This is a genomic window from Terrimonas ginsenosidimutans (assembly GCF_022012415.1).
Taxonomy (GTDB): Bacteria; Bacteroidota; Bacteroidia; order Chitinophagales; family Chitinophagaceae; genus Terrimonas_A; species Terrimonas_A ginsenosidimutans.
This window is the reverse complement of sequence record NZ_JAKLTR010000002.1, coordinates 412,526-432,341: the sequence shown is the minus strand read 5'-3', so window position 1 is coordinate 432,341 and position 19,816 is coordinate 412,526. Positions and strand designations below refer to the sequence as shown.

Below are 19,816 nucleotides of genomic sequence, written 5' to 3'. Positions count from 1 at the left end.
GATATGTTGCGTTCACTGTATTGTTCCTGCACCAATCAGATCGATAAGATCTTCTGGGGCTCCCCAAACTAATACAACCCTGTCCCCTGCAGCTTTATCTGATAAGGCCACTGCGCATTATTCTCATCCTTTCCCGAAACTTCCGTATGTTCCTTTGGCGCCCCCATCACCACCAGCCACAGATACTCCGTGTCAGTTGGAACTTTGAAAGAAACCGTTGCATCAGCTGATGAATACATTTTGCCGTATTCCCGTGTACCGTCCTTTTTAACTGCAAGGAAACCATAACGCCAGCCAGCCTGCTCTATTTTGACTGAACGAAATCCCTCTGAACCCGCAATTCCTTTAAAGGAAAGACTGACCTTTCGGCCCTTCTTCGGTACGGTCAAGCGGATCCCGTTATACCCATAGTTCTGAGGGCAATTACTCTCCGCAATTTTTAACCAGCCATCACCTACCGGCAGAAACGTTGTTGCATGCTGATTAGCATATTGAGCAGCCACCTTTTCGATCCGCTTCATATCCCAGGTAATGAATCTTCGCGAAGCATCAAACATTCCGTCATTGAATTGCTGTTGTGACAATCCATTTATTCTTTTATACGTTGCCACTACATCCTCTCCTTTCTTTGTTTCCCGCATCAGTTTGCCAAAGAACTCAATGCCGTGTTTATTGGACCAGTATTCGATCACATAAGGCGTGTGATACATATTGGTCGGATGGAGAAAGGCGAAATGCGTTTTCTTCATCAGGCTTACCAGGTGGTAGTTCTCAAAGGTCATCCACTCCGGGTAGACCTGCCATAGCATGTACTGTGCAGACATTTCCATGATCGCACCGCGCGGCCCCGTACCATTGTCACTCGAAGCAAGGTACTGAAATGCATGTCCAAGTTCGTGAGCTAAAGCGCCATATGGCGCACGGCGCATTCTGACCGCTGGCGTCCATAATATCCCTACTTTATTCTCTTCACCGCCACCAAATGCAGTCTGTTCCTTTCCGCCGATCACATAAAAAAGAACTTTGTACTTATCAGTAACAGATCTTCCTTTCTGAACGATCTTCAGATCGTTTACATAATAATCATAAAATCTTTCACACTCTTTTAGCGCCTCATTTACATTAAATCGTTTCAGGGAATCCGGGTTTTTCATAGGGTCTGCTCCAAATTCCTTCGCCCAGAAGATCACAATGTTTTCAGACTCCACCTTTCTGCTATGGCAGAATTCACTTGTGTCACTGTCGTAATTATTGTGTTCAGGCACCCTCCATACCTTCGCTGGTATATACGCTTCTTTATCCTGAACAGGGGTCACAGGAGGCCCGGGTGAAATGTCTTTCCTTGCAGCCATCGCAAGCAAAAACACAGCGGGCACCGCTATCATACTTTTAAGAATACTGCTGACGATCATTACCTTCTATTTGATGACCTGACTAAGATCGGTTAAAAAAAGAATCCCGGCACTCACCACCGGGACTCATAACTGAACATGCTGCTGTAACTGCTAAACTTTTTGCCGTATGTTCTGGTGCGTTCCCAGGCAGCGGAACCACGCAAAAACATTATTTATTCCTGCATGCGTACGTAAAACACATACAGCTTTGGGACAGGATCTCAGTTATACCCTGGATTATTTACCAGCAACGGATTTTTATTCATCTCTGCTCTTGAGATTGGCCACAAATAATACTCTTCTCTGAACACCCGGTTGCGAACTACCTTAGGCGTGTACGTGATCGTACTGCCGGACTTTGTAACAGTCACACCCATTAACGGTTTGTTTTCCGTAACAGAAGCGATCTTCCAGCGACGAACATCGTAGATGCGATGGCTTTCAAAGCAAAGCTCCACCCTTCTTTCCGCACGTATCCGGTCACGCAATGCTGCTGATGATTCAGTGATCGCCGGCATGTTCACACTTGCACGGCTACGGATCTTGTTAGCGAATTCGCGTGCCACTATATCACGTCCCAACGCCTGCTCCGCTTCCGCGTAATTGAGATAGAGTTCTGCGAGCCGGAAAATGATCATGTTCTGATTACTTCCTTCTTTATTCATGTCGATCGTTTCACTCATATATTTACGCCAGTGATAGCCTGTTTCTGTGGCGTTCCATCCCTGTGGGCCCTGGGGACTGTCTTTTCCTCCCGCGAATACTTCAACACCTGTTCCTTTGAATATAGCTCCGTTATACAATACATCCGCATAAAAACGGGGATCACGGTTCACATAAGGATTTGTGGCATCATAACCCGACGCAGGATCAGTGATCGGTTTCCCATTGGTCATTTCAAATGCATCCACCATCGCCTGAGAAGGAGTGTAAACGCTCCATCCTCCATAACTGTTTGGTTGACACACAATGTCTATACCACCTCCCGGTACATTACTGAAATTATACGCCAGCAATACTTCCTGGTTATTCTTCTGAACAAAAATGTTCTTGTAATCAGCTCCCTGGAACAGTGCATATCCATTGTTTTCGGCAAAATCAATAGCCTCTTTTGCAGCAGTTGAAGCTGCCTGCCACTTAGCCTGATCGTTGGCAGGGTTATGAAGCGTACTTGCCGCATACAACAGCAAACGCGATTTCAATGCTTTTGCGGCAGTGGCAGTAACCCGACCTGTGTTGGCCACATCGCTTGCATAGTTTGCAGGCAAGAGGTCAATGGCTTTTGCGATATCGCTCAACACAAACGCAACGCCCTCTTCAAATGTGTTTCGCGCCACTTTGAAAGTCGTATCAGAAAGACCGTACACTTTTGAGATGAGAGGCACCCCACCGTAATGACGCAGCAGATCAAAATACCCATAGGCACGCAGGAAATAAACTTCACCTGTTAGCCTTTTCTTTTTTGCTTCGTTTGTAGGCCCCTGTGCAGGCACTTCATCTACCTTGCTCAGGAAAATATTAAGATTGCGGATCTGCTGGTAATTGGCTGTCCAGAAATCATATACCGTATTATCGGGCCCCATCTGACCGGTTTCCAGTGCGCGCTCATTACCATAGCTGTGCTTGGAATTACCTTCGTCACAGGCCCCTGACATAAAATATGACTTGATCACACCGGAAGATTCCATGTATGGAAGAATGGTGTACCGGCTGTTCACAAACGCTTCAACCAGGTTCAGGTCTTTCCATAAGTCCGCATCTGAATAAGAATCCAGTGGCTTCTTTTCCAGGAAATCTTTTTTGCAGGAACTGATGGATAACACCAAACCTGCAAGTATTAATATAGATAAGATCTTCTTCATAAAATTTCTTTTAAACATGTTCAATTAAAAACCAAGATTCAATCCTACAGTGTAGATCCGTGTTTGTGGATAATAAGCTCCTGTATATGCAACTGTTTCCGGATCGTAGTGCTTCACTTTATCGAAACTGAACAGGTTAAACCCATTCAGGTACACACGAAGATTGGTGATCCCTGCATTTTTCAGTCGGGCGGAATTGAACGTATAAGCGATCTCGGCAGATTTCAACTTTAGGAATGACATATCCTGTAACCAGAATTCGGAAGCGCGGTTATTGATCCCGTAGGTCCGGTCGAATGAACCCGGGTATTTTGCATTTGGATTTTCAGCAGTCCAGCGTTCATCGAACAACCATTTTGGAGGGATGAATTCGCCATTGTTAGCCTGTGGCAGCAGAACCTGTTTAGCCTTTGCCTGCCCCTGCCAGAGAAGATTTAAGGACAAGCCTTTGTAATCAGCCCCCATTCTTACGCCATATACGATCAAAGGAATTGGTGATTCGTAGATCCTGACCTGATCATTGGCATTGATCACGCCGTCTTTATTAAAATCGACATATTTGATATCGCCCACTTTAGTGCCTGGCAGTTTTGCTGCGGTTTCGGTAAGTTCTTCCTGGGTATTAAAAATACCGTTCGTTGGGTAAACCAGCCATGATCCCAGTTGGAAGCCCTGGCGTTTCTGCCATTCTCTTACATTGGGAGATTCGTCTATAAACTCAACGGTTGATTTTGTCTTGGTAAAGTTCCCGGCGACGTAGTAAGTAAAGTCTTTACCGATCTCTCCTTTATGACCAAGTGTAAGTTCGATACCGCTACGGTCTACTCTGCCGATATTCTCGTCAGGCAGCGTCAGACCAGCGGTAGCCGGAATAGAAGCATTTCTTGGAGCGAGTAATTTATCACGACGCGCTGTATAATACTCCACACTGAAATCCAGTTTACCTTTCAATACAGATCCTTCCAGTGCAATATTTTTCATTTTCTCAACCTCCCATGTTACATTAGGATTAGGCGCAACGCCCGGCATCAGTCCCGGAGCATAGATCGGGTTCACGTCATTTCCCAGGAAGTATGTCTGGTAAGCAAATGGATCCGCAACCGTATAGCGGGCGAGATATTGATACTGTGCAATACGGTCATTACCCAACTGGCTGTACGAACCACGTAGTTTCAGGAAGGTAAAAAACGGTAATGCTTTCTTTACAAAGTCTTCTTCCGACGCCACCCAACCTACAGAGAGACCCGGAAAGTTGCCGTATTGTTTACCGGGAGGGAAATTGAACGAACCATCTCTTCTGAATACAAATTCAGCGAGATACTTTTCTTTATAGTTGTAGTTGATGCGGCCAAAGAAGTTCCGGCGTGCATTCTGATCTGCAGAGCTTCCATTGGTATTTCGGGTAGCATCATTGGTAAATGCGAACAACTGATCGATCTGACCACTAACAAGCGCAGAGCGCGACGCGTTGATACCTTCGTTATAGTAGTCACTCTGTTCCACAGCAATAAAGGAATTGAACCGGTGATCACCAAAGCGCTTTTCATAATTCAGCTTCAGGTGATATGTCTTTAGCAAGCTGGATCCATAATTCTGCGAGATAGCAGGATCGCCAAGAAGAATATCGCTTACATTGTTGTATTGCTTGGCCGTGCTGTCATATCTATACAGATCGAAAGGTTTTGTAAATGTCTTCCCGTTATAAAAGGCAAAATCATGAGCCGCGAACCCTGCGAGAGAGAGGCCCTGTGTGATGAACGGAAGCTTCAATTCAAAGGACGCAAGCGTTTGCGCGGTGTTGTTAACCGCCTTCCGATAGCCATCATAGCCCTGTGCCATCTGTAGTGGATTAGGGCCTTCGATCCCTGCAACAGGCATTCCATTAGGATAGAAAGGTGCGAGGCCCGGATAAGCGCCGAGGATAGAAAGGAAGATCCCATCTGAACCTGCGGGAGAATACTTCCGGTTCTCACTGCGGCCGACGATATCCAGCGATATTTTGAAAAGTTTCGTAACCTGTGCATCAAGATTCATCCGGATATTATACTGCTTGTAGTCTGTAGCAGATTTCCGATAGAATGCATCCTGGAAAGTATAACCACCAGACATAAAATATTTCACGCGATCTGAACCGCCGGCTACTGAAAGGGAATGCTGTGTTTGCGGCGTCCAGGGTTTCAGCACTTCATCATACCAGTCTGTATTAGGATAATTCAACGGATCTGATCCATCTTTATATTTCTGGATCTGCGCGGCAGAGAAAGTCGGAGTGCCGGCATTCTGACGCGCATCTTTCTCATTTCTGAAGATTGCGTATTCATACGAGCTGACAAGCTCGGGAACGCGTGTTGGCTGAGAGAGACCATAACTGGCATCATAGCTGATCGTTGGTTTGCCTGTTTTACCTCTCTTTGTGGTTACAAGGATTACGCCATTCGCCGCCTGAGCACCATAGATCGCAGCGGATGCATCCTTTAAGATACTGATGCTTTCAATATCATTAGGGTTCAAGCGTTCAAAACCACTGCGGTTCGCCACTCCATCGATCACATACAATGGCGCTGCATTGCCTGTTGTTCCGGCACCCCTGATCAGAATGGAAGACCCATCTGCTCCGGGCTCACCGCTGCGGTTGTTGGCGATCACACCAGGCATACGACCGGCAAGCGAATTGGAAATATTTACGGATGTACTTTGTTTGATATCACTCGTGTTGATCTGTGTTACAGACCCTGTCAACGTCGCTTTCTTCTGTTTACCATATCCAACAACAACCACCTCATCAAGCGCCTTGTCAACTGCAGTCAGCCTGATACTTACTGCAGCAGTTGTGTTGTTAATATTTACCTCTTTATCTGCGTAGCCAACATTGGTAAATACCAGAACCCCACTGTTCTTCTCCGGAACAACAATGGAGAAACCGCCTTCGGCATTTGTTACAGTGCTGACAAAGCTTTCCTTTAACTGAACAGTCACTCCCTGCATGGGCTTGCCGTCATCTGTAGAAACCTGTCCGTTGATAGTTTTTTGCGATGAACGGGATTGTCCGTTGACCTGCAAAAAGAAAGAAAAGAAAAGTAGAAGGGTAAGAGAATAACCTCGTAGCAGGGAGCTTTGACAGGGCAATAAAATGCCCTGCCCTCTTTTCAATGGGATTTGCATAAGCAGTCAGTTAGAAGTTAATAAATTACAGAAGCATATACACAGACCCTTTTTTAGCATCCATGTGGAATAAATACATCTGTCTAATAATTGTCAATGTGATATTTAAAAGTACAATTTTACTTCCCTGTCCCCCTTTACATATTTTAACACATTGCACACCTATTTTATCTAATTAACACAAACGATGCAGTTAGTATAATATATAGTGAATATCCAGAACGCTTGTTGACACATGGTCTTTTGAAATAGTTGGTTTGCATGTTTACCAGTGGATAATTGTATTTCTGACATAATGAAAAACGGCATTCGCCGTCATACAATCATCGGCGCTGCTTTATGTACATAAAAAGCAAAGCCCCATTGAATAACAAGGGGCTTTGCTAAGTGCAGGAACTTTCCTTTCTAGGCTAGTGCATTTTGTTTACTGATGCTTGTTGCAGATAGAATACTTTTCAGCTCTGCTGTTTCTGCGTCGGTAAGCGTTTGTAACGGACTTCTCAAATATCCGCCTTCTTCACCAAGCAGGTTCAGCCCTGCTTTGATCGCTCTCGGCAAGCCCTTTGCCACAATGAACTTCAGCAGATCAGATTGCTGATAGAAGATCTGTTGGGCAGTTTGCAGATCGTTATCGAGTACTGCATTGTACAATGCAAGATTCTGTTGAGGGATCAGATTAGGCGCCGCCGTACACCATCCGTTTGCACCGGCCGAAAAAGCTGCCAGCGCTAAGGGATTCGAACCATTGTAGAACGCAACGTCTTCGCCCAACTCCTGCCTCAGGTAATGCATCCGCTGGATATCACCCGTGCTTTCCTTGATCATCGTCACATTCGGGATCTTCAGCAGTCTTTTCAACAAGGCTGGAGACATGTCTACGCCTCCGGTAGCGGGGTTATTATATGCCATGATCGGAATAGATATTCTGGAGGCGACTGCATCATAGTGCTTCACGATCTCTTCATCTGTCAGTTTCCAGTAACTCATGGGAATGATCATTACCGCCGTTGCACCCGACTTCTCCGCAAATTGTGCATGATATATGGTTCTTTCCGTTGTCAGGTTCGATACACCAACCAGAGTTGGAACGCGGCCGGCAACCTGGTCGATCGTTGCTTCCGTCACCGCTTCTTTTTCTTCGTCTGTAAGATAAGGCAGCACACCTGTACTGCCCAGCGGCGCAATTCCGTGCGATCCTGATTTTACAAGCCGCTCCACCAATTTCCTGAACAGTGTAATATCAACTTTTCCATTCCTGTCAAATGGAGTAATGGGATAGGCGATAATGCCTTTAAAGGGAATATGATTCATTAGGTATAATTAAGTAATCATTAAAATAGATGAGTGCCTCTTATTCAGAGATCGCGTCCTTCTTCTTCGCGAAGCGCTACACCCAGGTTCTGAAGTTGCGGAGCGTTCTCACAAGCGATGTATTTGGCAGGCGCTCTATCACTGAGGTTCTTATGCCTGTGCCATGCCCAGGAGGGAATGTAAACAGCATCACCGGCCTCCCATTCAACCTTCTCCCCTTCGATCTCCGTCCAGCCTTTTCCTTCGAGCACATACAGCACCGTCTCGTAGGTATGACGGTGACGATTGGTCATCTGATCAGGGAGCAGGCCTCCGATGGTCATACTGACGTTCTTACTTGGCAGGTCGACGAAGAAGACCGGATGTTTTCGTTCTGTGGAAAACTGATCATGCTCACCGGCTTTTTCTACGTTCTTGTGCAACAGGTAGGGAGGCTTCACGAATTGGGGCCTCGCAAATGTCTGATGAAAGTCTTTTGAACTGAATTGTGTTTGTGCCTGAGCTGTTTCTGTAATTGACATAAACTGATTCTATTGTAGTGTTGTTTGCGATATTGCACTACAAATGTATTATCAGTTTGGACCAGTAAGGTGATACAGATCTTTTAAATCCAGATAGTCCAGGTATGAGGCATGCACAAGATCATCGAAGTGCAGCACACAAATATTGAGTAGAAAATAAAACTGAGGAGCTCAGAGGTTTATGATTAACCGGAACAGTCCCGGTGCTGGTAAATGTCTATCGTATAAGTTGGGCAACGTCGGTGGGGCGGCTGCACCTGTCAGAAGCCATTCATGCACAACCGCCCTCACACTATTCGATCACTGCCGCAAACCCGCCATTCCTCACCATCGTGATCTTCATTGTATCACCTCCGCGGATCTGTATAGTTTTCTTTCGGTAGTCCATCGCCTGCCTTCCCGCATTGATCCCATCTTCAAAATAAGTTATGGTATAATTTTTCGCAGCATCTAAGAAATCGAAGTTCAGTTCAATATTCCTTTTATCTTCTTTCCCATTGGTGATTCCGCCAACGAACCATTTTTTGTCTTTGCGTTTTGCAACAACTGCCAATTCGCCCACTTTCGCTGCCAGCGCTCTTGTTTCATCCCAGGTGGTTGGCACGCTGGTGATAAATTCGGTGCACTCATGATTGCGATAGTAAAGTGTTGGGTTATCGGCAAGCATTTGCAGCCCGCTTTCGAAGAGCACATACATCGCGAGTTGGGCCACCCGTGTTCCCATTCCTGCAGCATTCGGCCGTTCGGCTTTATATGCTTCCGGTTGCAGGTTGATCATTGCACCGGGTGTAAAATCCATGGCGCCCACTGCATTTCGCAGGAAGGGAAGATAAATGGTATTGTCCGGAGGGCAACCACCCATCTGCTCGAGTCCTCTTACGCCTTCATAAGATAGAAGGTTAGGATACTTATATTCCAGGCCGGCAGGTTTGAATGCCCCATGATAATCGACAAGGATCTTATGTGCAGCCGCTTCTTTTACTACGTTCTCGTAATAGTTCACCATCCATTGATCACTTCGATCCATAAAATCGATCTTCACACCTTTTACTCCCCATTCCCGGAATGTTTTGAACAAGTCCATATTGTTGTGCACTGTTAACCAGGTGAGCCATAGAATAATGTCCACCTTCTTGGTTTTGCCGTACCTGATCAGTTCTTTTACATCAACCTTCGGATTCGGTGTGTATGGGTCAGTTGTGCTTTTCGCCCATCCCTCATCCATAATGATGTATGGAATACCATATTTTGAAGCGAAGTCGATGTAGTATTTGTAAGTTTCGAGATTATAGCCTGAAACAAAATTCACATCGGGCCCATAGGGAGAAGCATCGTTCCACCATTCCCAGCTGACCTGGCCGGGTTTGATCCATGACGGATCAGTGATCATGCTCTTAGGAGCGAGCTTCAGCGTCATTGTATTCTCCAGCAGCTGCCTGTCATCTTTGGTAACAACAAAGTATCGCCATGGGAACGATCTCGTGCCATTTGTTCTGGCGATGTAATCAGCCTCCCTGAGGATCTTCTGACTTCTGTCGCCATCCGGACCGAACTCAAGTGGTGCCATTGGGAAAACGGCAGACAAGCCATTGTTTCCTGTACCTTTTAAGAACATAGCGGGGTAGTCAGAAAGATCTGTTTCGCTGATCAGAATCTTGTATTGCTTTCTTGTATCGATCAATGCCGGAAGGTCAGCCATCTTATCCTGCCTTCCCCATTTGTTTGATTCGATATGACTGTATAATTCTTCGTACGCTGTTTTGAAACTATTGTTCTGCTGTAAATGCAAAAGATAGTCGCCGGAAAAATTGATCGCGAAATCTTCATTGACCACCTCAATACTATCCTTCAAACCCGTGATAAAACGGTAGGCAATTCCATCGTTGAAAGCCCTGAACTCTATAGAATAGTTCCCTTTGAACTTAAGTAGAAGATCATTGTAAACACTTTTGACCGATGAAAATTTCAAGGGTACAGCGGGTTTGATCGTTTCTTCTCCTGATGACTTTTTTGCTGATAGCAGCTTAGCGTTTGCGCCAAGCGTCCCGGTTTTTAAATTCAGTGCCAGGTGATTCTTTGTAAACAGAGGTTCATTCTCTGCCGACACAGAATAATAGATCTGGTCGGACAGCTCTACTGAGACCTTCAGTTTCCCATCGGGAGATAACAGGTCAATTGGTTTACCCTGCCCTGAAGATCGCGCGGAAAACACCAGCATCAAACAAAGCAGGACTGCATATTTTTTCAGCATGTTCATGAGTCGATTTTATGATTTATTGGCAAACATCGCTTATTAATACTTCATTCGATGCAGACTAATGCATCTGTTCTGAACAGATGTCAAGGTTCGCTGTAAGATCTGATCAGGCACGACCAAGTGACCGCGCTTGATGTAACTACAGATGCTTACCTCCATTTTATAGCGGAACCAACCTGTCTACGCTTAAAAAGAATACGGCCGATCTATCACAAGTTTATCGCCCGAATCATCTGCTTCAAATAATTTCGGATATCTTAAGTACTTGCCATTGCTGTCTTCTGAATGGCTATGGGCGGACATTAGTAATTTACCATCAAATGTGCGGAATAACATTCCATGACCAATATTCGGACCTGTAACAGGTACTTTCTCCTGTATCCAGGGGCCATCAAGTTTCCCGGTTGCAGAGTATGCTACACCTTGCGTATAAACATTAAAGACCCAGCTGGTCCACAACATACCAAGCTTGCCTGTCTTTGTGCGGAACAGCCACGGCCCATCCGTTACTTTATTGGGCACTGTATCTCCGGCTTCATTTTTCTCACGGCTCCAGGGTGAGTCGCTTGCCCTGAATAGAAGTTTCCTTTCGCCAAAAGTGCCGCTAAGATCAGGCTTCAATGCGATCTTCTCCATCGTTCCATTCTGGTTTTGCAACCATTCATGACAGAAGATCAAATATGGTGTACCATCTTCCACCCACAAAGTGCCGTCAAGGGTAGGCATATTTGCCGGCAGGTAAGTGGGATCTTTCATCGGCACATAGGGACCGTCCGGCTTTTCACTAACCAGTACATGACACGCGCGGCGTTCGATCACCTTTCCTTTTACTGTGTCTATCTTTACTTTCCTGTTGGTGAACGTGGCGAAGTAATAATATCTGCCTTTGTACTGATGAATTTCGGCCGCCCAGATCATTGGGTCAGGCCCCATCCAGGATGAAGTATCGATCCGGGCTACTTTATAGGGGCCAGACCAGCGTTTCAGGTCGCTGCTTTTCCAAACCAATCCACCTGTACCTGTCATATAATACGTGTTTGACGCTTTGTCCGGAAAGATGTATGGATCGCTTAACCGGATCGAGTCCAGCGGAATATTCGTTCGGGGAGCCGAAGTGCGGTTTTGCGAAAAGACCTGTGTCACCTGAAAAATAGCGAAAAGAATAAGGCAAGCTTTCATTGCTGGATAATATTACGTTAGTGAATTATTGCCGGAACTGTTTCCGGATCGTATCGTTATACTTTTAGAACGGCCTGCGAAAGATGGTATCCTCCGCCGATCACGATCATTGGCATTGCAACGGACATCAATATAATTGCCCAGTTAAACACACCAAAGTAAGTCATCAGTCTGGCTTCAGAAGGTTTGGCCGCGTTATAGGCAATCGTGGCTTGTTCACCAAATTGCCAGGCGGCGGGCTTGCTGGATGAATGATGCCTGTAGATCATCTCCTGATCTGAGTTTGTGATAAATTTAAAAACAGGCTTGAACGTAATGTCTCCGTCAGAACCCTTGATATGCTCGAGGTCGATCACCGTTGCAACAGCTCTTTCGCTGTTTCTAAGAAACTCCAGCGATTCCCGTAAAGCGAACAGGGAGCTGATCAAAAGTAATATGCCTGCTACCAGTGTTACTGTATACCACATAACATCCCGATTATTTTACTTATTTTTTTTGGATCGTAGCCTTTCACCGGCCCGTATGCGTAAGTTATAGAAACAGGAGCAGATGTTGATCATAGTAGCGGCAAAATACTGAATACTTGTCCGGGCTACTGATCCTGTATAGTAAAAAACCGCTGATCATGCAGCGGTTTTTGTAAAGAAACAATAGCAACCAGGTTCAGAACGGCTTTCCGTAAACTCCATAGAGTGCTTTGTTCTCAATGCTCTTCGCGAAGTTTGGCGTCTCCTCCCTGTTATGCAGATCGGACGCTTCCTGCCTTGACCTTGCTGCATCTGCGAGACTGATCCCGTGATCTTTGATGAACTCAAGAAAATCTGCTGTAGCGGTTGCGTGAATTGTATTGGTGTACCGCGAGGTTTCATCATCAATGCGCTCTGCCCTGAGCTCCCAGAGAACCTGCACTGTTGACCTCCCATTTGCGGTGATGGTATCGGAAACAGACAGCATGCGGCAATAATCTGGCTGGTGAACGGTTGCTACATAATGCTGAATGACCAACGCATTACCGATTGTTTCTACATTAATAGACATTGGATGGCCGTCGAAAGTAACGCTTACGCCTGCACCAATATGATTGACGGAGCAGCGTTGGTATTCGGCATCAGGAAGATTCAGCAGCCAATCCGCAATATCTATGCTATGCAGGGGCGCGTGGATGATTGCACTCACCGAAGACGCTGAAAGAGCATTTGCCGGAGTTTGTTTGATCTCGTTAAAAGCCGGTAGCGGTGTTAATATTTTTTCCATTTGTTTAATGATTGAATTGCGTTGATTTTTTTTGTTGACAGACCGAAAGTACAGGAAGCGTGCAGTGACATTCGGTTTCATTCGATGATGTCCTGCAATGGATCGTTGAAAGCAGCCTTCCGGCAGTTGAAACATCCGTGGGGTTTGATTGCGATTTTATTGTCGGAGGCTGAAGAAGCTGCCCGCAGCCCGCCCGCCTGCCTTCCGGCATCAGCGGCCTGAACGGGGCTATTCTTGTCGACCGGAGGTCGGAAATGGACATAACGATTTCCCGCCTGAGGGAAACAACGCATGTTCTGTTGAATAAATCAGGGTAAATCAGGACTTTTTAAATCAGTGTATTCACTTATTTTTGACTCCTGCTTTTGACCAGAATGCTTGAACGATCCGGCCCTTTTGCTTAACGCGAAAGGGCTTTTTTACGGTCATTCGTCGCAAAGACAAGGAGCTTCAAGACGGCGAATTCGCCTTCCGGAGACTCAGATCCACTCTTATAGAGAAAATAAATAAAGCGTTGTTCACATATCAATACGGAAGACGGTTTATCATTGATCGTCTGGAATTTCCCGGGGAGCCGACCGTATTACGACAACGCGGCCTGCTACTTACTGTTGATATATTCCTTCCTGATCCCCAGTTTCTTCATTTTTGACGCCAGCGTGGAAGGATGAATGTTCAGGATCTCAGCTGCCGCGCCCACTCCCCAAACCTTTCCATTGCATTTCTGCAGGGCAGACAAAATATGATCCCGTTCATTCTCAAAAATGGTTTTAAAGCGGCTTTCTGAAATACCCGGTCCGGTACTGACATTTTTTATGACAGGTAAAAGAATGTCTTCGATCGCCGTTCCTTTTGCCAGCAATACCGCACGCTCAATGACATGCTTCAATTCACGGATATTTCCCGGCCAGTCATAACTGATCATGCGGTCTATTACATTATCGGTGATCCTGTTCACTCTTCTACCCGACTTCTGATTGAAATACTCTATGAAATAATAGGCCAGCAAAGGAATATCCTCTTTTCTTTCCCGCAGAAGAGGCATCACGATGGGAAATACATTTAACCGATAATATAGATCAAGCCGGAACCTTCCTTCTGCCACTTCCGCCTCGAGGTTCTTATTGGTGGCGGCAATGATCCGAACGTCGACTTTTATCGTTTGCTGACCTCCCACCCGCTCTATTTCTTTCTCCTGCAATACTCGCAAAAGTTTTGCCTGCAATTCCAACGGCATTTCTCCCACCTCATCGAGAAGTATGGTGCCACCATCAGCCTTTTCGAACTTGCCTGTCCGCTTTTCATTCGCGCCGGTGAAAGCGCCTCTTTCATGTCCGAACAGCTCTGATTCGATCAGCGTCGCAGGCAGGGCCGCGCAATTTACTTTAATAAATACCTTATTTCTCCGCCCCGACAACTGGTGAATACGGTCGGCAATACTCTCTTTTCCAGTACCGCTTTCCCCGAGGATCAATACAGAAGTATCGGTATCCGCTACCAGTGCAGCATGATCGAGCACATTTAACAACAAATGACTTTTACCGACGATCCCGGAAAATTTTTCAGCACCATTCTTATTGAAATAACGATCATTAGCGATCGTTGAAAGGTAAGACCTCTCCTTTACGTTTTTATGCCTTTTCTGCATGGCTTCGATACTTCTGATCAAAGGCTGTTGTATCCGTCCAAGTAAGTCAATATGATCCGTTGTGTAAACTTCTCCAAGCTTATTGAAAAAGCAGAGTTGGAATATTGTACGATCAGGCAATGTTAACGGCAAAACCAACTGGGACTTTAACCGGAATTTTTCCGCAAACATTTTATACAGGGAAGATGTCCGGCAAAGCCCTGCGAAAGCTTTTTCATTGCGACACATCACCTGATCTTCTTTCCCGGCTTGCTGTTGAAGCAAAACAAGATCATTCCCCGGTTTGCCTGTGATCGTTTGCAATTCTTTGAAGCCTATCGTCTGATATTCATTAAACCCGATCCGTAAAAAGGATACCCCGGCACAGGCGCTGCCGGAAATATTATCAATGCCGGCAGTGAAATAGTCAAAAGGAATGGATGATTGAAAGGCGGCTGCGATCTTACCGAGCTGCTGCTCCCAGGAGATCTCTTGATCCGCAATTTCCGTAATGCGCGCGAGGAGTTCCTTTTCCTTTCGAAGTTTTGACTGCAGGCTGTGCTCATGACGGTACCTGGCGATCTCAAGTGTCACCAGCAGATCCTGTTCTCTGAAGGGCTTTACGATAAATCCATAAGGCTGCGTTGCCTTGGCTGCATTCAGTACTTCCTGGTGTGAGTTGGCGGACACATACACGAACGGAATGCTATCTTCACTCAGGATCTGTCCCAGCTCAATGCCGGTCAGACTCCCCTTTAAATAAATATCAAGTAAAACAAAACCAGGCCTTTCTTTTCTGATCATTTCCTTTGCCTGCGATACAGACCGGGCTATGCCTGTCACCGTGTAGCCGGCATTTCTTAACAGGAGGCTCAGATAATCCGCTTCAACAAACTGATCTTCCACGACAAGGATCTTCTCTTTCATATAGTTGATTTTGATAAGTTCTTTAAATTATTGCCCCGCCTTTGTATCATAGGCAAATTCCAGCGTAACGGTCGTACCCTGATCGCTTACGATTTTCACTTCACCGTCCAGATCCTGTGTCAGACCATTTATCAAACGCATTCCCATCGTATCGGGGTTGTTGATATTGAATCCAGCAGGAAGTCCGGCTCCGTTATCACTGATATTTACCACAACATGTGTATGATTATGCTTCAGCGTAATACTGATCTGTCCGGGCTGTCCGTCCGGGAACGCATATTTTATCGAATTGGTGATCGTTTCATTCAGGATCAGCCCGATCGGGATGCAGTAACTGGTATCCAGCTGTATGGCGTCTACATCCAGCTGGAACTGTATTGATTGCCGCGTCTGAAAACTGCTCCGAAGATGGCTGATGATCTCATGAACATATTCTGCGGTATTGACCGATGACAGATTCTCCGATTGATAAAGTTTCTGGTGCATGATGGACATTGCCTGTATCCGGTGGCGGCTATCCGTAAGGGCATTGATCGCTTCCCCACTCTTCAGGTATCCTGATTGAGTACCCAATAAGCCCTGCACAATATGAAAATTATTCTTGACGCGATGATGAATCTCCCGCACAAGCCACTCTTTCTCCTCCACCAGGTGCTGCAATGTTTCGTTCTTCTTTTCAATCTCGTTCTGCTGCGAAGTCAGCGTCTTATTCGTTCGTTGTTTTAACAACAGATAGTTTATCAGTAAACCGATGATCACCACCATCAATACCACTGCGCCCAGGATCCAGCTACGGGTATGCTGCTCTTTCTCCAGTTTGTTCTGCTGCAATTTCTTTTCTTTTTCCAGTAAGATTATGCTTTGCTCTTTCTCAGCAATATTGAACTGCATGTTCAGGTATTCGATCTGCCTGCTCTTCCTTTCATTCGAGATCGAGTCGTTCAGGGTCTGGTAAGTTCGAAGAGCATGCATTGCTGCCTGATAGTTACCTAGTGCAGAATCCGCGGTAAACAGTAAGTGGAATAGCTCTCTTTTTTTTGAAACGGCGAGTATCGGCTGATAGATCATCGCTGAATCGAGATAAGCATGCATTCTTCCGAACTCATGTCGCTTCTGATAAAAGCGCGCAATATCCATACTGCCTATAGCAACGAATTCATCCAGTACCTGCGTTTTACGGTAATCCCGGATCATTTCCAGATAGTATCGTTCAGCTTCAGAATATCTTGCCAGTCCGTCAAAGCAATTGGCAAAGTTCTGCGCAATTGTCGCCTTCGCCATTAGCGAATTTGCGGGACATATCTTGACAAGCCTGTTCATCAGTTCCAGTGCCTGTGCCGACTTGCCGCTCTTTTTCCATTGCCGGATCAGGAATCCCGCCGTCCGGAAAATATCAACAGCATCCCCTTTACGCTCTACCCTCTTGTTAAGCGCGTTCTGATACCAGAATGCACTTTCATCCACCCTGTCAAGTTCATCGTAGACCAATGCAAGTTCGCCGTAGTACAGATCAGCAAAGACGGAATCTCCTTCAGCTTTGGCAATTTCGATACACTTTGTCGCATACAGCAATGATTTATCGAAAGCAGCCCTGTACCTGTTAATGACGGAAAGAAGAAAATACATGCCGGATACTTTTCTATGACCTGCCTGTTTAGCTTCCCCGATCGCCTTCAACAACTCATCTTCAGCTTCAGCCGATCTGTTCAGCTTGAATAAATACTCCGCGAGGAATTGTCTTGCATCAGCGGCTTTCTCACGGTTATTGGCCAGCTTATATAGCGAAATACTTTTTTCAAAATAGTCAACGGTTTCGCAGTCGCCACCGGTGAACCAGTTCATCGTTCTTCCAAGCTTTAGCCATACACGTGCCTCTTTTTCAAAAAGTCCCTGTGCGTGGAGAGTATCTGCCACTTCAAAGAAAAGTCTCTTCCCTTCCCGCTCATTATCCTTGAGAAACCATGCCTGACCCGCCAGCAGCATACTTTCATTGCGGAAATGGTCAGCATGAATGCTATCGCTTAGCAAAGCCGCGCGATTGAAAATTTCAATCGCTGTATCCATTGTTTGTTCTTTATGATCGGAGTGGTTCTGCCGCAGGTAAATGCGCCCGAGGTCATGCAGTAACAGGATACGATTACTATCCGGCCTGCTGTCACGGAGCATCCTGCGCAGTTCATCAGCCGATCTGACGCGCGCAGACTGTCCATGAACATCCGGGGTTGTCATGAAAACAATAAACAGGAATAAAAAGACCCTTCGCATGAGGAGTTGACTTCGCGCAGAAAATATACCACATTTCCTGAATTACCATGAAATTACTCCGGCGCCGTTATGCTCACAGCCCGCAACTTTCACGGTCCCTTTTGCAAAACCACGAAATATCACGGTGGCTTATCTGATCCTTTTATATCAAAGCGGTGATTCCCAAAGCTCCATATAACCGGCACCACTGTTGATCTGCTCACGCAAATGCTTATCATGGATAAAGGCAAACAAAGAACTGTCCTTTTCATAACCGGTGCGTTTGTTGGGAATAATTGCTGGGACGAATGGCGATCATACTTCGAAGACAAAGGATACAGGACGCTGGCACCGGCCTGGCCGCACAAGGACGGCACTCCGGAATCGCTGCGCAACAGCCAGTCAAATACAGAGATCGCGTCAAACAGGCTTTCTTCCCTTACAGACCATTTTGCGGCCATTGCGGAGCAGCTACCCGAAAAGCCTGTACTCATCGGCCATTCGATCGGCGGGCTGATCGTTCAGATCTTATTACAAAAAGGATCTGGATCAGCAGGTGTCGCCATTCACTCCGTTCCACCCAAAGGGATCATCACATTGAAATTCTCTTTCCTGAGAGCCGGATGGAAAGCGCTCGGCTTCTTCTCTTCAACCAGAAGATCTTACCTGATGTCCTTCAAAACCTGGCAATACGCGTTTGCCAATAGCATGAACTTCGAAGCACAAAAAGACCTGTACTACCGCTATGTTGTTCCGGAATCCAAAATGATCGTCAGGGATACTCTCTCCAGTGCCGCAAAAATTGACTTTATGAAACTGCGACCTCCCTTACTGCTGATCTCCGGCACAAACGATCACTCTATACCCTCCAGCCTCAATTTGGCCAATTACAGAAGATACCGTAAGAACAGTTCCGTAACTGACTACAAAGAATTCGTGGGCCGCAACCATCTTGTATTGGCGCAACAAGGCTGGAAAGAAAATGCCGATTTCATCCTTACCTGGCTGAAGCAGCACTGATCTGAAGCAACCAGGCATTCAATAATAAAATAGCATAACTATTCAAACCACTCAAACTGATCTATCATGAAAAAACAATTGACCGTTCTTTTTACTCTGGCTGTTTTCCTGTTTGCCTGCAATGCGGACAACAATAAAACTGCTACGTCAACCATTGCTGCGACAGATCCCGCTAACCAGGATGCCACCGCGCAACCGGCCCCGCCTCCTTCCAACTTCAAACACGCTACCGCCCAGGTCAACGGCGTGAACGTTCACTATGTGATCGGAGGTCAGGGAGAACCCCTGGTGCTGTTACACGGGTTCGGGCAGAACTGGTATATGTGGAATCGCATACTGCCCGAGCTGTCGAAACATTTCACCGTTATTGCACCAGACCTGCCCGGCATTGGTGAATCAGGAAGACTGGATAGCGGTTATGATAAGAAAACACTGGCCACTTATATACACGGCATGGTCAAACAATTGGGATATGATCAAATCAATCTCGCGGGCCATGACATCGGACTAATGGTTGCATATGCCTATGCGGTACAGTTTCCGGGGGAAGTCAAAAAACTAGCACTCATGGATGCACTGCTGCCAGGCATCGAACCCGTATGGAGCCAGGTCAAAGCCTCTGCCTGGTGGTTTGGTTTTTTTGCATTCCCCGCATCCGGCAAACTGGTAGAAGGACGCGAACGTTTATTCCTGACAGATTTCTGGCCACAGGTTGGACATGTGAAAGATCCCTTTACAGCAGAAGAAACAAACGAATTCATCAGGGCTTATTCGGTAAAAGGTGGAACAACCGGTGCCTTCCATTGGTTTGGAGCTTTTGACCAGGACGCCAAAGACAATATACAATTTATGAAAACAAAGCTCAAAATGCCGCTGCTGGCAATGGGCGGAGAATACTTTGGTGCAGCCTTCCTGGTTGATCATTGCCGCCTTGTCGCCGAAAATGTAAAAGGATCAAACATCGCCGGAGCCGGACACTGGATCGTTCAGGAGAACACCCAGCAGGTACAAAAAGATCTGCTTGATTTCTTTACCGGTAAATAATACAACTCAAACTT

13 protein-coding genes are annotated in these 19,816 nt (G+C 46.1%); 2 read left to right on the top strand and 11 right to left on the bottom strand.

What is annotated here, in order from left to right; all coding sequences use genetic code 11:
- Positions 1-68: 68 nt before the first annotated feature.
- The 11 genes from LZZ85_RS04290 to LZZ85_RS04240 all read right to left on the bottom strand — a co-directional run bounded on the left by LZZ85_RS04290 (position 69) and on the right by LZZ85_RS04240 (position 17,759).
- Positions 69-1,412, bottom strand: a complete 1,344-nt coding sequence (locus tag LZZ85_RS04290) for a DUF6055 domain-containing protein (protein WP_237868711.1) — start codon at positions 1,410-1,412, stop codon at positions 69-71.
- A gap of 203 nt (positions 1,413-1,615) precedes the next feature.
- Positions 1,616-3,256 (bottom strand): RagB/SusD family nutrient uptake outer membrane protein, encoded by a 1,641-nt coding sequence (locus tag LZZ85_RS04285; RefSeq protein WP_237868710.1) that lies wholly within the window; start codon positions 3,254-3,256, stop codon positions 1,616-1,618.
- 24 nt (positions 3,257-3,280) lie between these two features.
- Entirely contained in the window at positions 3,281-6,418 is a 3,138-nt protein-coding gene (locus LZZ85_RS04280) for a SusC/RagA family TonB-linked outer membrane protein (protein ID WP_237868709.1), read from the bottom strand.
- Between the two features lie 405 nt (positions 6,419-6,823).
- Positions 6,824-7,729 (bottom strand): dihydrodipicolinate synthase family protein, encoded by a 906-nt coding sequence (locus tag LZZ85_RS04275; RefSeq protein ID WP_237868708.1) that lies wholly within the window; start codon positions 7,727-7,729, stop codon positions 6,824-6,826.
- A 44-nt stretch (positions 7,730-7,773) separates the two neighbouring features.
- Positions 7,774-8,250 (bottom strand): cupin domain-containing protein, encoded by a 477-nt coding sequence (locus LZZ85_RS04270; protein WP_237868707.1) that lies wholly within the window; start codon positions 8,248-8,250, stop codon positions 7,774-7,776.
- A gap of 292 nt (positions 8,251-8,542) precedes the next feature.
- Complete coding sequence (locus LZZ85_RS04265) at positions 8,543-10,507, bottom strand: glycoside hydrolase family 97 protein (protein WP_237868706.1); 1,965 nt, start codon at positions 10,505-10,507, stop codon at positions 8,543-8,545.
- A 186-nt stretch (positions 10,508-10,693) separates the two neighbouring features.
- Positions 10,694-11,686 carry a glycoside hydrolase family 43 protein gene (locus tag LZZ85_RS04260; RefSeq protein ID WP_237868705.1) on the bottom strand — a complete coding sequence of 331 codons (993 nt, stop codon included), beginning with the start codon at positions 11,684-11,686 and terminating at the stop codon, positions 10,694-10,696.
- A 56-nt stretch (positions 11,687-11,742) separates the two neighbouring features.
- Positions 11,743-12,153: a DUF3592 domain-containing protein gene (locus LZZ85_RS04255; RefSeq protein ID WP_237868704.1), complete on the bottom strand. Its 411-nt coding sequence runs from the start codon at positions 12,151-12,153 to the stop codon at positions 11,743-11,745.
- Positions 12,154-12,349: 196 nt separating this feature from the next.
- On the bottom strand, positions 12,350-12,940 hold the full coding sequence (locus LZZ85_RS04250) for a hypothetical protein (RefSeq protein WP_237868703.1): 591 nt from the start codon (positions 12,938-12,940) through the stop codon (positions 12,350-12,352).
- Positions 12,941-13,541: 601 nt separating this feature from the next.
- Complete coding sequence (locus tag LZZ85_RS04245) at positions 13,542-15,494, bottom strand: sigma 54-interacting transcriptional regulator (protein WP_237868702.1); 1,953 nt, start codon at positions 15,492-15,494, stop codon at positions 13,542-13,544.
- Positions 15,495-15,521: 27 nt separating this feature from the next.
- Positions 15,522-17,759 (bottom strand): tetratricopeptide repeat-containing sensor histidine kinase, encoded by a 2,238-nt coding sequence (locus LZZ85_RS04240; RefSeq protein ID WP_237868701.1) that lies wholly within the window; start codon positions 17,757-17,759, stop codon positions 15,522-15,524.
- 216 nt (positions 17,760-17,975) lie between these two features.
- On the opposite strand from LZZ85_RS04240, the gene LZZ85_RS04235 reads away from it, so the two are divergent.
- Positions 17,976-18,758 (top strand): alpha/beta hydrolase, encoded by a 783-nt coding sequence (locus LZZ85_RS04235; protein WP_237868700.1) that lies wholly within the window; start codon positions 17,976-17,978, stop codon positions 18,756-18,758.
- 66 nt (positions 18,759-18,824) lie between these two features.
- Complete coding sequence (locus tag LZZ85_RS04230; protein ID WP_237868699.1) at positions 18,825-19,802, top strand: alpha/beta fold hydrolase; 978 nt, start codon at positions 18,825-18,827, stop codon at positions 19,800-19,802.
- Positions 19,803-19,816: the final 14 nt, after the last annotated feature.

Excerpts from the sequence above, each read along its gene's own strand:
- LZZ85_RS04290 (WP_237868711.1), bottom strand. The coding sequence starts at position 1,412 with ATGATCGTCAGCAGTATTCTTAAAAGTATGATAGCGGTGCCCGCTGTG.
- LZZ85_RS04285 (WP_237868710.1), bottom strand. The coding sequence starts at position 3,256 with ATGAAGAAGATCTTATCTATATTAATACTTGCAGGTTTGGTGTTATCC.
- LZZ85_RS04280 (WP_237868709.1), bottom strand. The coding sequence starts at position 6,418 with ATGCAAATCCCATTGAAAAGAGGGCAGGGCATTTTATTGCCCTGTCAA.
- LZZ85_RS04275 (WP_237868708.1), bottom strand. The coding sequence starts at position 7,729 with ATGAATCATATTCCCTTTAAAGGCATTATCGCCTATCCCATTACTCCA.
- LZZ85_RS04270 (WP_237868707.1), bottom strand. The coding sequence starts at position 8,250 with ATGTCAATTACAGAAACAGCTCAGGCACAAACACAATTCAGTTCAAAA.
- LZZ85_RS04265 (WP_237868706.1), bottom strand. The coding sequence starts at position 10,507 with ATGAACATGCTGAAAAAATATGCAGTCCTGCTTTGTTTGATGCTGGTG.
- LZZ85_RS04260 (WP_237868705.1), bottom strand. The coding sequence starts at position 11,686 with ATGAAAGCTTGCCTTATTCTTTTCGCTATTTTTCAGGTGACACAGGTC.
- LZZ85_RS04255 (WP_237868704.1), bottom strand. The coding sequence starts at position 12,153 with ATGTGGTATACAGTAACACTGGTAGCAGGCATATTACTTTTGATCAGC.
- LZZ85_RS04250 (WP_237868703.1), bottom strand. The coding sequence starts at position 12,940 with ATGGAAAAAATATTAACACCGCTACCGGCTTTTAACGAGATCAAACAA.
- LZZ85_RS04245 (WP_237868702.1), bottom strand. The coding sequence starts at position 15,494 with ATGAAAGAGAAGATCCTTGTCGTGGAAGATCAGTTTGTTGAAGCGGAT.
- LZZ85_RS04240 (WP_237868701.1), bottom strand. The coding sequence starts at position 17,759 with ATGCGAAGGGTCTTTTTATTCCTGTTTATTGTTTTCATGACAACCCCG.
- LZZ85_RS04235 (WP_237868700.1), top strand. The coding sequence starts at position 17,976 with ATGGATAAAGGCAAACAAAGAACTGTCCTTTTCATAACCGGTGCGTTT.
- LZZ85_RS04230 (WP_237868699.1), top strand. The coding sequence starts at position 18,825 with ATGAAAAAACAATTGACCGTTCTTTTTACTCTGGCTGTTTTCCTGTTT.